Genomic DNA, 16,524 nt, shown 5'->3' with positions numbered 1-16,524 from the left:
TAAGCGCTAGCCCACAAAGCTAAGCAGAACCCCCGCAGCAACAGCCGAGCCAATAACGCCCGCTACGTTGGGCCCCATGGCGTGCATAAGCAGGAAGTTTTGCGGATTCGCCTCGAGCCCGATTTTGTTCGACACTCGCGCCGCCATCGGCACTGCCGACACACCGGCCGAACCGATCAGCGGGTTGATTTTGTTTGCGCTGAACATGTTCATGAACTTCGCCATCAGCACGCCCGCCGCCGTACCGCCACAGAAGGCAACCATGCCAAGCAGCAGGATCCCAAGTGTCTTCATCTGCAGGAAGGCTTCGGCGGACAGCTTGGAGCCGACAGTCAGCCCCAACGCGATGGTCACGATGTTGATCAGCGCGTTACGTGACGTGTCGGCCAGACGATCCACAACCCCGCATTCGCGCAACAGGTTACCAAAGGCGAACATGCCCACCAGCGGTGCAGCATCCGGTAGTAGCAAACCCACCATCAAAGCAAGCATGAGCGGAAAGACGATCTTTTCTGCCTGACCGACATGGCGCAACTGCGTCATCACAATGGCGCGCTCTTCCTTGGTCGTCAGCGCCCGCATGATGGGAGGCTGAATCAACGGAACCAGCGCCATGTACGAATAAGCCGCGACGGCAATCGGCCCCAACAGATGCGGCGCGAGCTTTGCCGTAACAAAGATTGAGGTAGGTCCGTCCGCACCGCCAATGATCGCAATCGACGCAGCCTCACGCAGGGTGAACTCCATTCCTGGAATACCCATCGCCGCCAGAGACAACGCGCCAAGCAGCGTGGCGAAAATACCGAACTGCGCCGCCGCGCCGAGCAGTAGCGTCTTTGGGTTAGCCAGCATTGGCCCAAAGTCGGTCATCGCACCGACACCCATGAAGATCAACAGTGGGAACACGCTTGTCGGCAGTCCAACTTCATAGAACAGATGGAGGATGCCGGCGCCCTCGGCCATGTTGGCAACGGGAATGTTGGCCAGCAGGCCACCAAACCCGATCGGGATCAGCAGCAAGGGTTCGAATCCCTTGCGAATGGCCAGATAGATCAGCCCCAGACACACCACGATCATCAGCAGTTGACCAGGCTCAATGTGATAGAGACCGGTGCTGTGCCACAGCTTGAGCAACTTATCCATGCAGCGCTCCTTAAGCGATGGTCAGCAGGCTATCGCCAACCGACACCGCGTCGCCGACCTTGACGTTGACACCTGAGACAGTGCCGGCTTTGAAGGCACGGATTTCAGTCTCCATCTTCATAGCTTCGAGGATGATCACCAGATCCCCTTCCTGAACCAGCTGACCGGGCTGTACGAGCACTTTAAAGATGTTGCCGGCTAGCGGAGCCGGTTGAGGCTCGCCTGTACCTGAGACCGGTGCGCTAGCAGCTGTTGGTGGTACGCCTACCCCACCGCCAACCGGCTTGATCCCTTCGATATCGCCACCCTCGTTGACTTGGACGACGAATGACTTACCGTTAACTTCGACAGTGTAGGTTTCGGGCACGCCTGCTGCGCGCGGCGCCTGGTCCTTGCCGGTCGGCACCGGCTCGAAAGCAGAGGCGTTGCCCCGGTTTTCGAGAAACTTGAGGCCAATCTGAGGGAACAACGCGTAGGTCAGCACGTCATCGATCTCGTTCTGAGCCAGCTTGATACCTTTCTCCTGCGCCAGCCGCTTCAACTCAGCCGTCAGCTTTTCCATTTCCGGTTGTAGCAGATCGGCAGGGCGGCAGGTGATCACGTCAGCACCGTCTAGAACGCGCTGCTGCAGTTCAGCATTGAAAGGGGCCGGTGCGGCGCCGTATTCACCTTTGAGGATGCCTGCGGTTTCCTTGGTGATGGACTTGAAACGCTCACCGGTGAGCACGTTGATAACGGCCTGGGTGCCGACGATCTGAGAAGTCGGCGTTACCAATGGAATGAACCCGAGATCTTCACGAACACGTGGAATCTCAGCGAGCACCTCATCAAACTTGTCGAGAGCTCCCTGCTCCTTCAATTGGCCTTCCATGTTGGTCAGCATGCCGCCTGGCACCTGCGCCACGAGAATGCGCGAATCGACGCCCTTGAGCGTGCCTTCGAATTTTGCGTACTTCTTGCGCACCTCGCGGAAGTACGCAGCGATTTCCTCCAGCAGCAATAGATCGAGCCCGGTGTCGCGCTCGGTGCCCTGGAAAATAGCCACCACCGACTCGGTTGGCGAATGACCATAGGTCATAGACAGCGAAGAAATAGCGGTATCGACGTTGTCGATACCCGCCTCGACAGCCTTGAGAATGGCCGCCGTAGAAAGGCCCGCCGTGGCGTGACATTGCATATGGATCGGAATCGACAGGCTTGCCTTCAAGCGGGAAACCAGCTCAAAGGCCATATATGGCGTAAGAATGCCGGCCATGTCCTTGATTGCCACCGAGTCGGCGCCCATGTCCTCGATCTGCTTGGCCAGGTCGACCCACATTTCCAAGGTATGCACCGGGCTGGTGGTGTAGGAAATGGTGCCTTGTGCGTGCTTGCCCTGCAGCTTGACCGCGCGCAGAGCGGTTTCCAGGTTTCGCGGATCGTTCATAGCGTCGAACACACGAAACACGTCAACGCCGTTGATCGCCGCGCGCTCGACAAATTTCTCGACCACGTCATCGGCGTAATGCCGATAGCCCAGCAGGTTCTGGCCACGCAGCAGCATTTGCTGCCGGGTATTGGGCATCGCTTTCTTCAGCTCACGGATGCGCTCCCAAGGGTCTTCACCGAGATAGCGAATACAGGCATCGAAGGTCGCCCCACCCCAGGATTCGACGGACCAGAAGCCAACCTGATCGAGCTTGCCGGCAATCGGAAGCATGTCTTCAAGACGAACTCGGGTGGCCAGAATGGATTGATGCGCATCACGAAGCACCACATCGGTAATGCCGAGCGGCTGTTTGACAGATGTCATGAAGGGAACTCCCTGTTCTGAATCAACCACGACGAGCGCGGTGCTGATGGATAGCGGTCTGGATTGCCGTAATGACATCGGCATCCACTTCAGCCACAGTGGGCTTGCTGGAAGCCAACTGCGCGGTGGGCGCACTGTCGAAGCGGCCGATCACAACAGACATCAGGCGAATGCATACAATCAACAAAACGAGGAAAACAAAAACGGAACCTAAGCCGAACAGCATAAGTTCGACGCCTTCTAGGAGGAGCTCGCTGGGGGTCATCGGGATTCCCTTTCTATCAGCGGCTCGAGCCGCCTGTTATTCGCTTCGAGTTGGAGCTTTCGCTAGTGCGAAACGTCAGAACAGTAGCCTGAACAACAGGCGCAAGGCAAACGCCAAGTCGACGCAGGCGGAGCGGGTCAGAGCAGAAAAATCGTTGCAAGCCCGAGAAATATGAAGAATCCGCCGCTGTCGGTTACGGCAGTAATCATGACGCTGGCACCCAGCGCCGGGTCTCGTCCCATACGTGCCAACGTCACTGGAATCAGCACGCCCATCAAGGCCGCGAGCAACAGATTAAGGGTCATAGCTGCGGTCATGACGACGCCTAACGACCAGCTGCCGTATAGCCAGTAGACCACGACGCCAATAACCCCACCCCATATCAAGCCATTCAGCATCCCGACACCCGCCTCCTTGCGTAGCAAGCGAGCGCTGTTGCCGGTTCCCATTTGATCCAGCGCCATGGCTCGAACAATCATGGTGATAGTCTGATTGCCTGAATTGCCGCCGATGCCAGCAACTATCGGCATCAACGCAGCCAATGCAACCAGCTTCTCAATCGACCCATCGAACAGACCGATAACACGCGACGCAATAAACGCCGTGATCAGATTGACCGCCAACCAGGCCCAACGGTTGCGCAGCGACTTCCATACCGACGCGAAGATATCTTCTTCCTCGCGCAGACCCGCCATGTTGAGCACTTCGCTTTCGCTTTCCTCACGGATCAGATCGACCATCTCATCAATGGTCAGACGGCCGATGAGCTTGCCACCTTTGTCCACTACTGGCGTCGAAACCAGGTCGTAGCGCTCGAACGCCTGGGCCGCCTCGTACGCATCCTCATCCGGATGGAATGTCACCGGATCACTGGCCATCACCTCTGCCACATGCCGCTCCGGGTCATTAACCAGCAATCGCTTGATCGGCAGAACACCCTTGAGCACGCCGTCGTAATCGACAACGAACAACTTGTCGGTATGGCCAGGCAGTTCCTTCAGCCGCCGCAGGTACCGCAGCACGACTTCGAGACTCACGTCCTCGCGGATCGTGACCATCTCAAAGTCCATCAGCGCGCCGACCTGATCCTCTTCGTAGGAAAGCGCCGAGCGGACACGCTCACGCTGTTGCGCATCGAGCGTTTCCATCAGCTCATGAACAACGTCTCGCGGCAACTCGGCCGCCAGGTCAGCCAGTTCGTCGGCGTCCATTTCTTTGGCGGCAGCCAGGAGCTCATGATCGTCCATGTCGGCGATCAGCGTCTCGCGGACCGCATCGGATACCTCAAGCAGGATGTCACCATCCCGATCGGACTTGACCAGCTGCCAGACCGTCAGGCGATCGTCGAGCGGCAGGGCTTCGAGGATGTGGGCGATGTCCGCCGGGTGCAGAGCCTCTAACTTGCGCTGGAGTTCAACAAGGTTCTGGCGATGTACCAGGTTGTCTACCAGATCCTGGTGCTGCCCTTCCTGGCTCTGACGATGCGCCAGATCCTCGACGATTCTGTGGCGATGGAGCAGCTCGACGACTTGCGCCAGACGATCCTGGAGACTTTCCTGCGGCTTTTTTGCTTCTACTTCAGTCATGGCGCACTCCACCCCCAGCGATTGGAGCGCGCCAGGGGATCAATCATTCAAAACGTGATTGGCAAGCGAAGGTTTTATACGACTACTGGGCAAATCCATGAGGGGGATCCAGGAGCCCGAAGGGCGGACCGCGTAATAATACACACCGCAACTACCATGCACGACCGCGAAATACAGGCAATACAATCGCTTGCACGTAGCCACAGAGGGATCCCACGTTATCAATGTGGACGCATTCACGTTGCGAGAAGGCACCGCTGCGAGCCAAGAAGTATTTGGCTAGGCTGGTCCGACCCATCGTCAAGGAGGACGACTATGAACAAACTGATTGCAGCAAGCTGCTGCGCCCTGCTCCTCGCGGCCGCCCCGATATTCGCTGCGAGCATCTATCACTGCAGCGATGCAGCAGGCAACCTCACGTTTACTAGACAAGGGTGCCCGATCGATCAGACCGCACGACTTCAGGAAGCGGTGAACGCTACACCCAGCTCCGGCAAAGCCGTACCTCTGGCCAAATCTTCAAAACGTAAGACGCCAAAACGGCAGCCTGCTCGAAGCCTTACCGTTGTAGGCGCGCAGGATGATGGATGCGGAAACCGAATAACCGGGAGCGCAAGGCGGGATGCCTTGATTAAACAGCAGGTCCGCCCAGGTATGACCCGCGACGACATCGAAAGCACATTCGGCAAGCCGGACACGGTCACCAGCCGCAATGGCCGAGCACAGTACCGCTATAGCGACGATAAAGGCAGGACGCGGACCATCAGCTTCGACGAGCACGGCTGCGTCCAAGGAAAACGCTGACGTCATAAACGAAAAAAGGGCCTGCATCGCTGCAGGCCCTTCTTCGACTTGGTGCACTCAGGAGGATTCGAACCTCCGACCGCTCGGTTCGTAGCCGAGTACTCTATCCAGCTGAGCTATGAGTGCAAAAGCGATTGATAAACCAGATCACCGCTGGCTACAACATGAACCACATCACTGCGGTTCAAAATATGGTGCACTCAGGAGGATTCGAACCTCCGACCGCTCGGTTCGTAGCCGAGTACTCTATCCAGCTGAGCTATGAGTGCACTGAGGGTGCGCATTATAAGTTTGTGAACCCGCCGGTCAAGCCCTTTTAGTTCAACGATTTATCATCAAACCGCACTGCAGACCAACTCACAACCAAACTATGCAAAATGGCGGAGAGGGGGGGATTCGAACCCCCGACACCCTTTTGAGATGTACTCCCTTAGCAGGGGAGCGCCTTCGGCCACTCGGCCACCTCTCCGCAACACGGGGCGCATGATACCCATCTTCGCCCCGCTTGCAAAGCCAAAAATCACATAAATATTAATGGCTTGGTTCTTGATCTTTTTCTTTCTGGATCCGTTGATAAATCTCCTCGCGATGCACCGCTACCTCTTTGGGTGCATTCACTCCTATGCGCACTTGATTTCCTTTGACACCCAGCACAGTGACAGTCACATCGTCACCCACCATCAGGGTCTCTCCGACCCGGCGAGTCAGAATCAGCATTCCTTTCTCCTTAAAACGGATTCAATTCGGTAAACAGTCTGCAAAGATAAAGACGGATAATGTTCCGTGAAACATCGACCTAGAGCCTTTCACCAGCTATTGACCAGTAACAACGTCTCTAAAGTTCCTTTTGCCCCGACGAAATCGACGGAAGGCTCGAATCAGTCGCAATTAGCGCGTCACTCTCCCTTGCCAGCGGGAGCATCCAGCTCGAAAGCAGTGTGCAATGCCCGCACCGCCAACTCGAGGTATTTTTCCTCGATCACAACCGAGACCTTGATTTCAGAAGTAGAGATCATCTGTATGTTGATGTTCTCCTTCGCCAGCGCTTCGAACATACGACTGGCAACACCTGCGTGTGAACGCATGCCCACGCCAACGATCGATACTTTGGCGATATCGGTATCACCAATGACTTCGCGGGCCCCCATGTCGCGGGCGATACCTTCGAGCACCTGCAATGCATTGTGGTAGTCGTTGCGGTGAACGGTGAAGGTGAAATCCGTGGTGTTATCGTGTGCGACGTTCTGCACGATCATGTCTACCTCGACATTCGCCGCACTGATCGGACCGAGAATCTTGAACGCCACCCCGGGGGTATCCGGCACGCCACGAATAGTCAGCTTGGCTTCGTCACGATTGAAGGCGATGCCGGAAATGATGGGCTGTTCCATGGATTCCTCTTCATCAAGGGTAATGAGGGTTCCTGGACCCTCTTGAAAACTATGCAGTACACGCAACGGTACGCTGTACTTGCCGGCAAACTCCACAGCGCGAATCTGCAACACTTTGGAGCCGAGACTTGCCATCTCGAGCATCTCTTCGAAGGTGATCTTGTCCAGGCGCTGTGCCCGGGCAACAACCCGCGGGTCAGTCGTGTAAACCCCATCGACGTCGGTATATATCTGGCACTCGTCAGCCTTCAGCGCAGCGGCCAGCGCTACCCCGGTGGTATCTGAGCCACCACGACCAAGGGTGGTGATGTTGCCGCTTTCGTCTACACCCTGGAAACCGGCCACGACAACCACCCGCCCAGCCTTGAGCTCCTTCTGGATATCCTGCGCGTCGATCTGAAGGATGCGCGCCTTGGTATGGGCGCTGTCGGTCAGAATGCGGACCTGACCGCCCGTATAGGACACGGCTGGCACACCAATCTTGATCAGCGCCATCGCCAACAGAGCAATAGTCACTTGCTCGCCCGTCGACACCATCACGTCCAGCTCGCGGGCTACGGGTTGTTCACTGATCTGCTTGGCCAGATCGATGAGGCGATTGGTTTCCCCGCTCATGGCTGAGACCACCACGACAATATCGTCGCCATTTTCGCGGAACTTCTTGACCTTCGCCGCCACTTGCTCGATGCGCTCGACGGAGCCCACCGAGGTACCTCCAAACTTCTGTACGATCAAAGCCATCTCATCGCCGCCTAAGCCCGTGAAGGGCGCCTGTTAATCAATCCAGCATCACAAAGTACCCGCGAACATCGGCCCGACCGTGTTCGGATTCAACATAGGCATCGAACCCACAGTCCGTCGCGACCAAGCGAACCTGGCACTCTCCTGCTTAAATGCCCTGCCCGACGAACGCTTCGGCGATGGCTAATGCTTCGTCGAGTCGACTCACATCGCTCCCGCCGCCTTGCGCCATATCCGGGCGACCGCCGCCTTTGCCGCCGACAACCGCAGCAGCCTGCTTCATCAATTCTCCGGCCTTCAAACGGCCGGTTAGATCCTGCGTAACGCCCGCAACCAGCACGATTTTTTCATCCTGCACGCCACCAAGCAGAATGACCGCACTGCCGAGTTTGTTCTTCAACTGATCCACCAAAGCCAGTAACGCCTTGCCATCCAAACCATCCAAGCGCGCGGCCAAGGTTTTCACACCCTTCACTTCGACGGCGGTACTGGCCAGGTCATTGCCGGTCGCGCTGGCTGCTTTGGCCTTGAGCTGCTCGACTTCTCGTTCCAGCTGGCGGTTGCGTTCCAGCATCGCGCCCAGCTTGTCCAGCACGTTGTCACGGCTCGCTTTGACCAGCGAAGCGGCTTCTTTCAACTGCTCCTCAGCACTGTTCAGATAGGCCAGCGCCTGCTCGCCGGTGACCGCCTCGATGCGACGAACGCCTGCTGCTACACCGCCTTCACTGACGATTTTGAACAGACCGATGTCTCCGGTACGTTTGACATGAGTCCCGCCGCACAGCTCGACGGAGAAACCGCCCCCCATGGTCAAGACGCGCACCCGATCGCCATACTTTTCACCGAACAGCGCCATGGCGCCTTTGCCCTTGGCAGTTTCGATGTCGGTTTCGTCGATCTCGACAGCCGTGTTACCTCGGATTTCAGCGTTGACCTTGTCTTCCAGCGCCTTCAACTGTTCAGGCTTGATCGCCTCGAAATGGCTGAAGTCAAAGCGCAACCGCTGACTATCGACCAACGAGCCTTTCTGGCTGACATGCTCACCGAGAATCTGCCGCAACGCCGCGTGCAGGAGGTGAGTCGCCGAGTGATTCAGCGCAGTGGACTGACGCACTGACGCATCCACCGTTGCTTCGACGGTCGCGCCGACCTGCAGGTCGCCACTGTCCAGAACACCGTGATGCAGGAATGCACCACCGGCTTTGCTGGTGTCACGCACATCGAAGCGCAGGCCATCCGTTGAGAGGTATCCGCAATCGCCGATCTGACCGCCTGACTCGGCGTAGAACGGCGTCTCGTCGAGCACGACCACGCCCTCTTCGCCTGCCGACAGGTTCTGCACGGCCATGCCTTCCTTGAACAGCGCCAACACCTTGCCGCTGCCAGAGGTACCCAGATAGCCGGTGAAGCGGGTTTCACCCTCGACCTTGACCAGACTGTTGTAGTCCATGCCAAAGGCACTGGCCGAACGCGCTCGCTCGCGCTGCGCCTGCATCTCGCGCTCGAAGCCTTCTTCGTCGAGGGTCAGCTCACGCTCACGCGCGATATCACCGGTCAGATCGACCGGGAACCCGTAAGTGTCATACAGCTTGAAGATCACTTCGCCAGGAATCACAGAACCCTGGAGGTCAGCCAGATCTTGCTCAAGAATCTTCAGCCCCTGCTCGAGGGTCTTGGCGAACTGTTCTTCTTCGGTCCTGAGCACACGCTCGATATGTGCCTGCTGGGTTTTCAATTCGGAAAACGCATCACCCATCTCGGCCACCAACGCGCCGACGATCTTGTGAAAGAAGCTGCCCTTGGCGCCGAGCTTATTGCCATGCCGGCAGGCACGACGAACGATACGGCGAAGCACGTAGCCGCGACCTTCATTGGACGGTGTCACGCCATCGGCAATCAGGAAGCCACAGGAACGAATATGGTCAGCCACAACCTTGAGCGAAGCCTGACCCTCATTGTTGCAGCCGACAGCCTGAGCAGCGGCGTTCAGCAGGCTCTGGAAAAGATCGATCTCGTAGTTCGAGTTGACGTGCTGCAGCACAGCGCTAATACGCTCCAGCCCCATGCCGGTATCGACACTCGGCGCCGGCAACGGATGCATCACGCCATCGGCGGTGCGATTGAACTGCATGAACACGTTGTTCCAGATCTCGATGTAGCGGTCGCCATCTTCTTCCGGGGAACCCGGTGGCCCGCCCCAGATGTGTTCGCCGTGGTCGAAGAAAATCTCGGTACAGGGCCCACAGGGACCGGTGTCACCCATCGCCCAGAAGTTGTCAGAGGCGTACGGCGCGCCTTTGTTGTCACCGATGCGAACCATGCGCTCGGCCGGTACGCCGACCTCTTTGGTCCAGATGTCATAGGCTTCGTCATCGCTGGCGTAGACAGTGACCCAGAGCTTTTCTTTCGGCAGGTTCAGCCACTTATCGGAGGTCAGAAATTCCCAGGCGTAGGTGATCGCATCGCGCTTGAAGTAATCGCCAAAACTGAAGTTGCCGAGCATTTCGAAAAAGGTGTGGTGCCGCGCGGTGTAGCCGACGTTCTCCAGGTCGTTGTGTTTACCGCCGGCACGCACGCATTTCTGGCTGGTAGTGGCGCGCGTGTAGGCGCGCTTTTCCAGGCCGAGAAAGCAGTCCTTGAACTGATTCATGCCAGCATTGGTGAACAACAGGGTCGGATCGTTCGCGGGAATCAGCGAACTGGAGGCCACACGGGTGTGGCCCTTCTCTTCGAAGAAGCGGAGGAAGGCTTCACGGATTTCTGCGCTTTTCATAGATCTCTTCCAGAGGACTGCGGCCGAACGGCTGCAAAACGACACGGCGAGGCGGCACCGGGAGCCGGTTCACAGCTACCCAATCAGATAGCCGGCAAAGGGCCGCATTATATCGGCCCTGTGCCGCGCGCATAGAGGATAAATAAGATTGAATCAAGCTATTCGACAGCGATTCGAACCTATGCCTTGAGGAAAGCGGAGAAGCTTTCCAAAATCGGATCGACATGCTCGGGCAACACATCCAGATGCGTCACTAACCGCAACCGAGGCGCCGCGGTGATGACAACTCCACGCTCTGCGCAGAACGCTTTGAGCGACGCCGCACGATCGCCCATATCAACGTAGACCATATTGGTTTGAACGGGCTCGACACGATAACCCAGCGCCTCCAGACCCCTGGCGATGTCGTGCGCCCGCTGGTGATCGTCAGCAAGGCGCTGCACCTGGTGCTCAAGCGCATAGAGGCCCGCCGCCGCCAACACGCCCGCCTGGCGCATGCCACCGCCGACCATTTTGCGCAGCCGCCTGGCCTTAGCGATTAAGGGTTGGCTACCGCAAAGCACCGAACCGACTGGCGCCCCGAGACCCTTGGACAAACACACCGACACCGAGTCGAAGTGGCGGCCGATGTCTTCCGCCGTGCAACCGAGCTTGACCACCGCGTTGAACAGGCGAGCACCGTCCAGATGAAGCGCAAGTCCACGCTCCCGCGTGAACGCTCTGGCCTCGGCCAGATAGGCGAGCGGCAGGACCTTGCCGTGCATGGTATTTTCCAGCGCCAGCAAACGCGTACGGGCGAAATGGAAGTCTTCCGGCTTGATCGCCGCCGCGACGCGTGCCAGATCCAACGAGCCATCCGGCTCCATCTCGATCGGCTGCGGCTGGATGGAACCAAGCACCGCCGCGCCTCCCGCCTCGTACTTGTAGGCGTGGGCCAGCTGCCCGGCGATGTATTCATCGCCACGCTCACAGTGCGCCATCAGCGCCAATAGATTGCTCATGGTTCCGCTGGGGACGAACAATCCAGTCTCTAAACCCAGCCGCGCTGCCAGCCTTTGTTCCAACTGGTGGACCGTCGGGTCCTCACCATAGACATCATCGCCCGTGACGGCGGTCACCATGGCTTCTCGCATGCCGGGTGTCGGCTGAGTCACAGTGTCACTGCGAAGATCGATCAGATTCATTGAAACGCCTTGCTCAAATAGGGTTGATTCCTGAGAACGCACGGATTTGCGCTGTGCAGCGAACAGCTAGCGCAGCAGCCGAGTATCCAAAACTTCCGAGCCGCCACCCAGCATGGTTTCGGTGATATCGATGAAATCTTCGGTGGTCACACGATCCAGACGCATAAGACCGCGCGCAACATCATCAAGCGAGTGGCGCCCCTTGCTGCGCTGACGAATCTCCCGATCGAGCTCCTGCAATAGCAGCACAGCTCTGGCGGTGATCGGGCCGTTGGATCGTTCGGTTCGCAAGCTGTCGACCTTGCGACTCCATTTGGTCAGGTGTTCACGAACTGCCTGGTAGCGATCCTCACTCATCCCACCGGCGCGGCGCATCAGCTCGATCGCGTAGTACTCAGCCAGCCCCTCGCTGATCCAGTCACTGCGATCGGCGTCGGAGATTCGGCTGAACACATGAACCAGCTCATGCACGAGCGAACTGGTGCCATTCTCACTGACCAACGGCCGGTCGGCATGCATGAACAGTGAGTTAGGGCCAGACAAACCGCCTCGCCACATTGGATCGCCAGCCCCCACGATCAGGAGCTTCTCTGGGTCCCGCGGAAAAACATTCTGCATTTCAGGCCAGACAAAGGTCAGCAGGGTGAGGATATCCATCCTGCGCAGCCCCTCGCCCACCGGACCGGACACCGACACATCGGTTTCACCGAGCCTAGCCCGGCGGCTGCCAAGCTTGCCGGCGAGAATCCAGCCAGTCGGGCGATCGAAAAGGCGCTCGGGATTGTCGATGCGAAAGCGATTCTTGCCGATACGCGGCCAGCCGGTTTCGACGCTTTTCCAATCATCAGGCAGCTCAAACTGCAAGCGAGAAACCAGTTTGACGCCATCTTGCTGGTCCAGGCGACCGGCAGGTACCAGATCGTCTCCGCGCAGCAACGTCCAGTCGTCGGTCATCCGCGCATCGAAGCGGCCGCTTTTGCGCTGATGACTGATCTTAACCCGGTAACTTAGCCGAGCTTTGCCAGGCATAGGTCGCCAGACACCGCGATCACCCTGCTGCTCCCAGCTGCTTTCGCCATCGGTTTGGAAATCGCTGTAGGCTCCTTCCCCGCCGATATTCAGATCGAGGGACTTAACGGCACTGCCGTCCTCAAGAAGGAGCTCCACTTCTGCCGCATCCTGTTCGGGAACGAACTTGACGGTGTAGTCCAGATCGACCCGTTTGGCCGCCTGAAGTGGCGCAACGAAAGAGAGCAACAGAACGGCAAGCAGCGGTAACTGACGGCGGGGCATCGAGCGGCTCCAGATAGGGTTCAGTGCTATGACGACGCGGGTTGAAGTAGATTCAACCGGCCCGGAATATCAGATGATCTTCCCAGTCTTCGTCAGCCACGGAGCCTTCGGCGATCATCCGGCCCGACTGGGAAATCCGCTCAGCATGTACCGCATCCGGATCGCCACACACAAGGTGATGCCAAAGCGGAAGGTCCTTCCCTTCGGCTACAAGACGATAGCCACACGTGGGTGGCAACCATTTGAATTGCGCAGCGTCTTTAGCTGTCAGCTGGACGCAGTCAGGAACACTGGCGCGGCGATTTGGGTAGTCGGTGCACCGACAGCTTTTCAGATCAAGCAGCTTGCAGGCGATACGGGTGTAGTAGACGCTGCCATCCTCTTCATCCTCGAGCTTTTGCAGGCAGCACAAACCACAGCCGTCGCATAGCGACTCCCACTCGGCCGAGTCCAGCTCGGCCAGAGTCTTACGCATCCAGAAGGGTTCGACTTTTGCTGCCATGAATAGCCATCTCGGAAAACGTGCGAGTCTAGCTGGCAGCAGACGACCGGCCAATAGCAGATGGCCCTTCGGTAGACGGACGACATGCTAGGCCGCCCACGGCTACCAAGGCGGCCGCCGCATCGTCAGCTTTTGTCCAGCAGGTTCCGATGACTGCGCATTTGCTCGAGCATCTGTTACATATGCTTGATGCGCAGGTCCAGCATTTCTTTGGAAGGTTGCATGCCCATCATAGGGCCGCCGTTCATCCCGCCCTGCATACCCATGCCTCCGGACTTGCCCATGCCGCCACCCTGCTGACCCATCGGGCAGCCACTCATCATGCCGAACCCCGACCGCATGCTCTACCAGTGCTGGTCGCGAAGCTTCTGCCTCTCGTCAGGTGTTTTGGCATTTTCCCAAGCCTGACGGTACTCCTGCATCTGCTGCCAATGTTGCTGCCAATGTTGCTGCCAGGCTTGCTCGTTATTGTCTGCTGCAGGTTGGGCTTGGGCCGTTGCGACCAGACCAGCCAGGACGGGACCAATAATCCATGGGCGAATGTTCATGAGCCATCTCCGCTTGGTTAATCTCACCTGAGAATAAGTCCGCCGCAGGCCGTGTTCCTTGTAGCTCGTCAGTGATACCTAAGGTTTATATCGGGTCGTTTCTGCGCAAAAGCTCTTCAGGCAGGTGCTCGATATAGTCTTCGTCGGGCGGCGGCATCTGCAGGTGGTAGCCCTGCTTTTCCAGATTCTCGAGCACCGTTGTGATGTCCTCCTGCGCCAAACTACGTTCAGGCGTAAGGACGATATCGAAGGCTAGCTGCGGCGGGCCGAAGGCAGCGAGCAAGGCTTCCGGCACCCGAGCGAGCGCTTCGCTGCGCTCGACGTACAGGTACATTCCGCTCTTGCGCGGGCTTCTATAAATGGAGCAGATGCGTTTCATGATTTATCTTCCAGCACGTCGAGAAGGTCTTGCCCCATTCGTTCACGGCGCCAACCGCGAAGCGACTCAGGCAGTTCATAAGGACCGTCGGGGTATCCGGACTTCAACAAGGCTTCCAGCACCTTCTTGCGCAGCATCAGTTCGGGGGCGATATCGAGTGCCACCGCTTCGCGCTGTCCAACGGCACGCAACTTCTTCAGCAGAGCCGACGCGTCGAGTGGCAATGGCTCCGGTAAAGATTCCGGCCAGTCCTGCTCGGGCGTAGCAGCGGCAGTGCGGATCAGTTCGAGCAACGTCTCGCCGTCCTGGCGCACCGTGCGCGGATGCATGTCGTCGATACGCGCCAGGCCTACCAGATCGGTCGGCTGGGTGCGCGCCAGCGGCCACAGGCTGTGCTCACGCAATACGCGATTACGGGGCTGATTGCGTGCTCGCGCCTGCCGCTCACGCCAGGCCGTCAGCACGCGCAACACCGCAAGCTGACGCGGCTTGAGGCGCCAGGCCTGCTTGATCTCACGGTAGGCTTCGTCAGGATCGGTTTCACGCTGAAGATTAGCGACCAGCTCGGCGCCGTCCTCCATCACCCATGCTCGTTTCTCCTCGGATAGCTTCGGCAGCAGCGCCTCGTACAGCTCAGCAAGATGCTGTGCATCCTCGGCGGCATAGCGCACCTGCATCTCGCTCAAGGGTCGCTGGAGCCAATCGGAACGGGTCTCGCCTTTGGGAAGCTCGATGTTCAGCACACTCTGCACCAATCGCGAATAGCCCATTGAGAATCCGATGTTCAGATAGCCTGCGGCAAGTTGCGTGTCGAACAACGGCATCGGCAGACTACCGGTTAGTCGCCAGAGGACCTCCAGATCCTCGCTGCAGGCATGCAGAACTTTCACCACGGACTGATCCGTCAGTAGATCCGCAAAAGCAGTCCAATCGGTGATCAGCAATGGGTCGATAAGATAGGCACAACGTCCATCGCCCACCTGCAGCAGCGCGGCGATCGGGTAGAACGTATCGACCCGCATAAACTCCGTGTCCACCGCTACATAAGGCAGTTGGCGCCACTCGGCACAAAGGCGGGTCAGTTGCGCATCGTCCAGCACCCATTGAGTTTCGATGGCCACTAGGCCCTCCTTGTTGTTCGGTGTTACGACCGACGAGCGGGCGAAAAGGCACGCAGTATATATCGCGCCCCGTATTCGCAGCGCTTTGATCGGCCGTGCAGGCCTGCGTGATAACGTTCCCGCAAAATCCGCACGGAGACCTGCCATGCCGCTTGCTCAACTGATCGACAGCACTGAACTGACTACACGACTTTCGAAGCCGAATCTGTGCATTTTCGATTGCCGGTTCGCCCTTGATGATCCCGATTACGGTAGACGTGGCTATGAGCAGGCGCATATCCCCGGGGCGCGCTTTCTCGATCTGGAAAAGGACCTGTCAGGCTCGGTTATTCGCGGCCAGACCGGACGACATCCGTTGCCACAGCCGGAGCAATTGATCGCACGCCTTCGCGCTGCAGGCCTTAACAATGACAGCGAAGTCGTGCTCTACGACGACGGCCCCGGCGCCTTCGCCGCGCGGGCATGGTGGCTGCTGGCATGGCTGGGCAAACGCAGCGGTGTCTATATGCTGGATGGTGGACTCAAAGCCTGGCGTGATGCCGGCGGGTTGGTAACCGCCGAATCGGCAAACGTTCCGCCCGGTCAGTTCGACGGCACACCCGACGACGACCTGCTGATCTCTGCACAACAACTGACGGAACGCCTTGAGCAACCTGGCCTGACACTAATCGACGCTCGTGCCCTGCCCCGCTTTCTCGGCGAACAGGAACCCATCGATCCCGTGGCCGGGCATATTCCCGGCGCGCGCTGTGTACCGTTCTCTGAGAACCTTGACGCCACTGGACACTTTCTCCCCTCCGATCAGCTCCGCTCACGATTCGATCGACTACTGACCGATCAGCCAGCAGATACCCTTGTGGCTTACTGCGGATCTGGCGTAACGGCCTGTCATAACCTGTTTTCCCTCTGCCTGGCCGGCTACCCACTGGCCAAACTGTACGCAGGCTCATGGAGCGAGTGGATCAATGATCCAGCACGACCCCTCGCGTGACCGGCAGATAA

At 58.2% G+C, this 16,524-nt stretch carries 14 protein-coding genes, 3 tRNA genes and 1 pseudogene; 2 read left to right on the top strand and 16 right to left on the bottom strand.

From position 1 onward, the window contains the following. Positions 1–6: 6 nt before the first annotated feature. From BUE09_RS14790 to mgtE, 4 genes are all read right to left on the bottom strand, one after another. A complete protein-coding gene (locus BUE09_RS14790) occupies positions 7–1,143 on the bottom strand; it encodes a sodium ion-translocating decarboxylase subunit beta (protein WP_073301814.1) in 1,137 nt (378 codons plus the stop codon). 10 nt (positions 1,144–1,153) lie between these two features. Further along, positions 1,154–2,935: a sodium-extruding oxaloacetate decarboxylase subunit alpha gene (oadA, locus tag BUE09_RS14785; RefSeq protein WP_073301812.1), complete on the bottom strand. Its 1,782-nt coding sequence runs from the start codon at positions 2,933–2,935 to the stop codon at positions 1,154–1,156. Positions 2,936–2,957: 22 nt separating this feature from the next. Next, the gene (locus BUE09_RS14780; protein WP_073301809.1) at positions 2,958–3,200 is read right to left on the bottom strand and encodes an OadG family protein; all 243 of its coding nucleotides are present in this window, start codon (positions 3,198–3,200) and stop codon (positions 2,958–2,960) included. A gap of 137 nt (positions 3,201–3,337) precedes the next feature. Beyond that, entirely contained in the window at positions 3,338–4,786 is a 1,449-nt protein-coding gene (gene mgtE / locus BUE09_RS14775) for a magnesium transporter (RefSeq protein ID WP_073301807.1), read from the bottom strand. A 315-nt stretch (positions 4,787–5,101) separates the two neighbouring features. On the opposite strand from mgtE, the gene BUE09_RS14770 reads away from it, so the two are divergent. After that, positions 5,102–5,590, top strand: a complete 489-nt coding sequence (locus tag BUE09_RS14770) for a DUF4124 domain-containing protein (protein WP_073301805.1) — start codon at positions 5,102–5,104, stop codon at positions 5,588–5,590. A 49-nt stretch (positions 5,591–5,639) separates the two neighbouring features. Here BUE09_RS14770 and BUE09_RS14765 read toward each other — a convergent pair. The 12 genes and pseudogenes from BUE09_RS14765 to rnd all read right to left on the bottom strand — a co-directional run bounded on the left by BUE09_RS14765 (position 5,640) and on the right by rnd (position 15,522). Next, positions 5,640–5,716: transfer RNA gene (locus BUE09_RS14765), tRNA-Arg, on the bottom strand. A gap of 66 nt (positions 5,717–5,782) precedes the next feature. After that, a tRNA-Arg gene (locus BUE09_RS14760) sits at positions 5,783–5,859 on the bottom strand. Positions 5,860–5,968: 109 nt separating this feature from the next. Next, positions 5,969–6,059: transfer RNA gene (locus BUE09_RS14755), tRNA-Ser, on the bottom strand. A gap of 62 nt (positions 6,060–6,121) precedes the next feature. After that, complete coding sequence (gene csrA, locus BUE09_RS14750; protein ID WP_003283978.1) at positions 6,122–6,307, bottom strand: carbon storage regulator CsrA; 186 nt, start codon at positions 6,305–6,307, stop codon at positions 6,122–6,124. A gap of 179 nt (positions 6,308–6,486) precedes the next feature. Then, complete coding sequence (locus BUE09_RS14745) at positions 6,487–7,722, bottom strand: aspartate kinase (RefSeq protein ID WP_073301803.1); 1,236 nt, start codon at positions 7,720–7,722, stop codon at positions 6,487–6,489. Positions 7,723–7,870: 148 nt separating this feature from the next. After that, positions 7,871–10,495, bottom strand: coding sequence for an alanine--tRNA ligase (gene alaS, locus BUE09_RS14740; protein WP_073301801.1), 2,625 nt, complete (start codon positions 10,493–10,495; stop codon positions 7,871–7,873). 179 nt (positions 10,496–10,674) lie between these two features. Next, a complete protein-coding gene (gene ltaE / locus BUE09_RS14735) occupies positions 10,675–11,679 on the bottom strand; it encodes a low-specificity L-threonine aldolase (protein ID WP_073301799.1) in 1,005 nt (334 codons plus the stop codon). A 66-nt stretch (positions 11,680–11,745) separates the two neighbouring features. After that, a complete protein-coding gene (locus BUE09_RS14730; RefSeq protein ID WP_073301797.1) occupies positions 11,746–12,972 on the bottom strand; it encodes a hypothetical protein in 1,227 nt (408 codons plus the stop codon). A gap of 52 nt (positions 12,973–13,024) precedes the next feature. Next, entirely contained in the window at positions 13,025–13,474 is a 450-nt protein-coding gene (locus tag BUE09_RS14725) for a YcgN family cysteine cluster protein (protein WP_073301795.1), read from the bottom strand. Between the two features lie 176 nt (positions 13,475–13,650). Next, positions 13,651–14,022, bottom strand: a pseudogene (locus tag BUE09_RS14720) (hypothetical protein). Positions 14,023–14,107: 85 nt separating this feature from the next. Continuing rightward, positions 14,108–14,401: a YcgL domain-containing protein gene (locus tag BUE09_RS14715; RefSeq protein ID WP_073301792.1), complete on the bottom strand. Its 294-nt coding sequence runs from the start codon at positions 14,399–14,401 to the stop codon at positions 14,108–14,110. Continuing rightward, complete coding sequence (gene rnd, locus BUE09_RS14710) at positions 14,398–15,522, bottom strand: ribonuclease D (protein WP_073301790.1); 1,125 nt, start codon at positions 15,520–15,522, stop codon at positions 14,398–14,400. The genes BUE09_RS14715 and rnd overlap by 4 nt, the downstream gene beginning before the upstream one ends. Positions 15,523–15,667: 145 nt before the next feature. Between rnd and BUE09_RS14705 the strand changes: the two genes are divergently transcribed. Beyond that, a complete protein-coding gene (locus BUE09_RS14705) occupies positions 15,668–16,513 on the top strand; it encodes a sulfurtransferase (RefSeq protein WP_073301788.1) in 846 nt (281 codons plus the stop codon). The last annotated feature ends 11 nt before the right edge of the window (positions 16,514–16,524 follow it).

Origin of the sequence: Stutzerimonas xanthomarina DSM 18231 (assembly GCF_900129835.1) — a bacterium.
Lineage (GTDB): Bacteria > Pseudomonadota > Gammaproteobacteria > Pseudomonadales > Pseudomonadaceae > Stutzerimonas > Stutzerimonas xanthomarina.
Note: the sequence above shows the minus strand (reverse complement) of the source record. Positions and strands in the feature narration are given on the sequence as shown.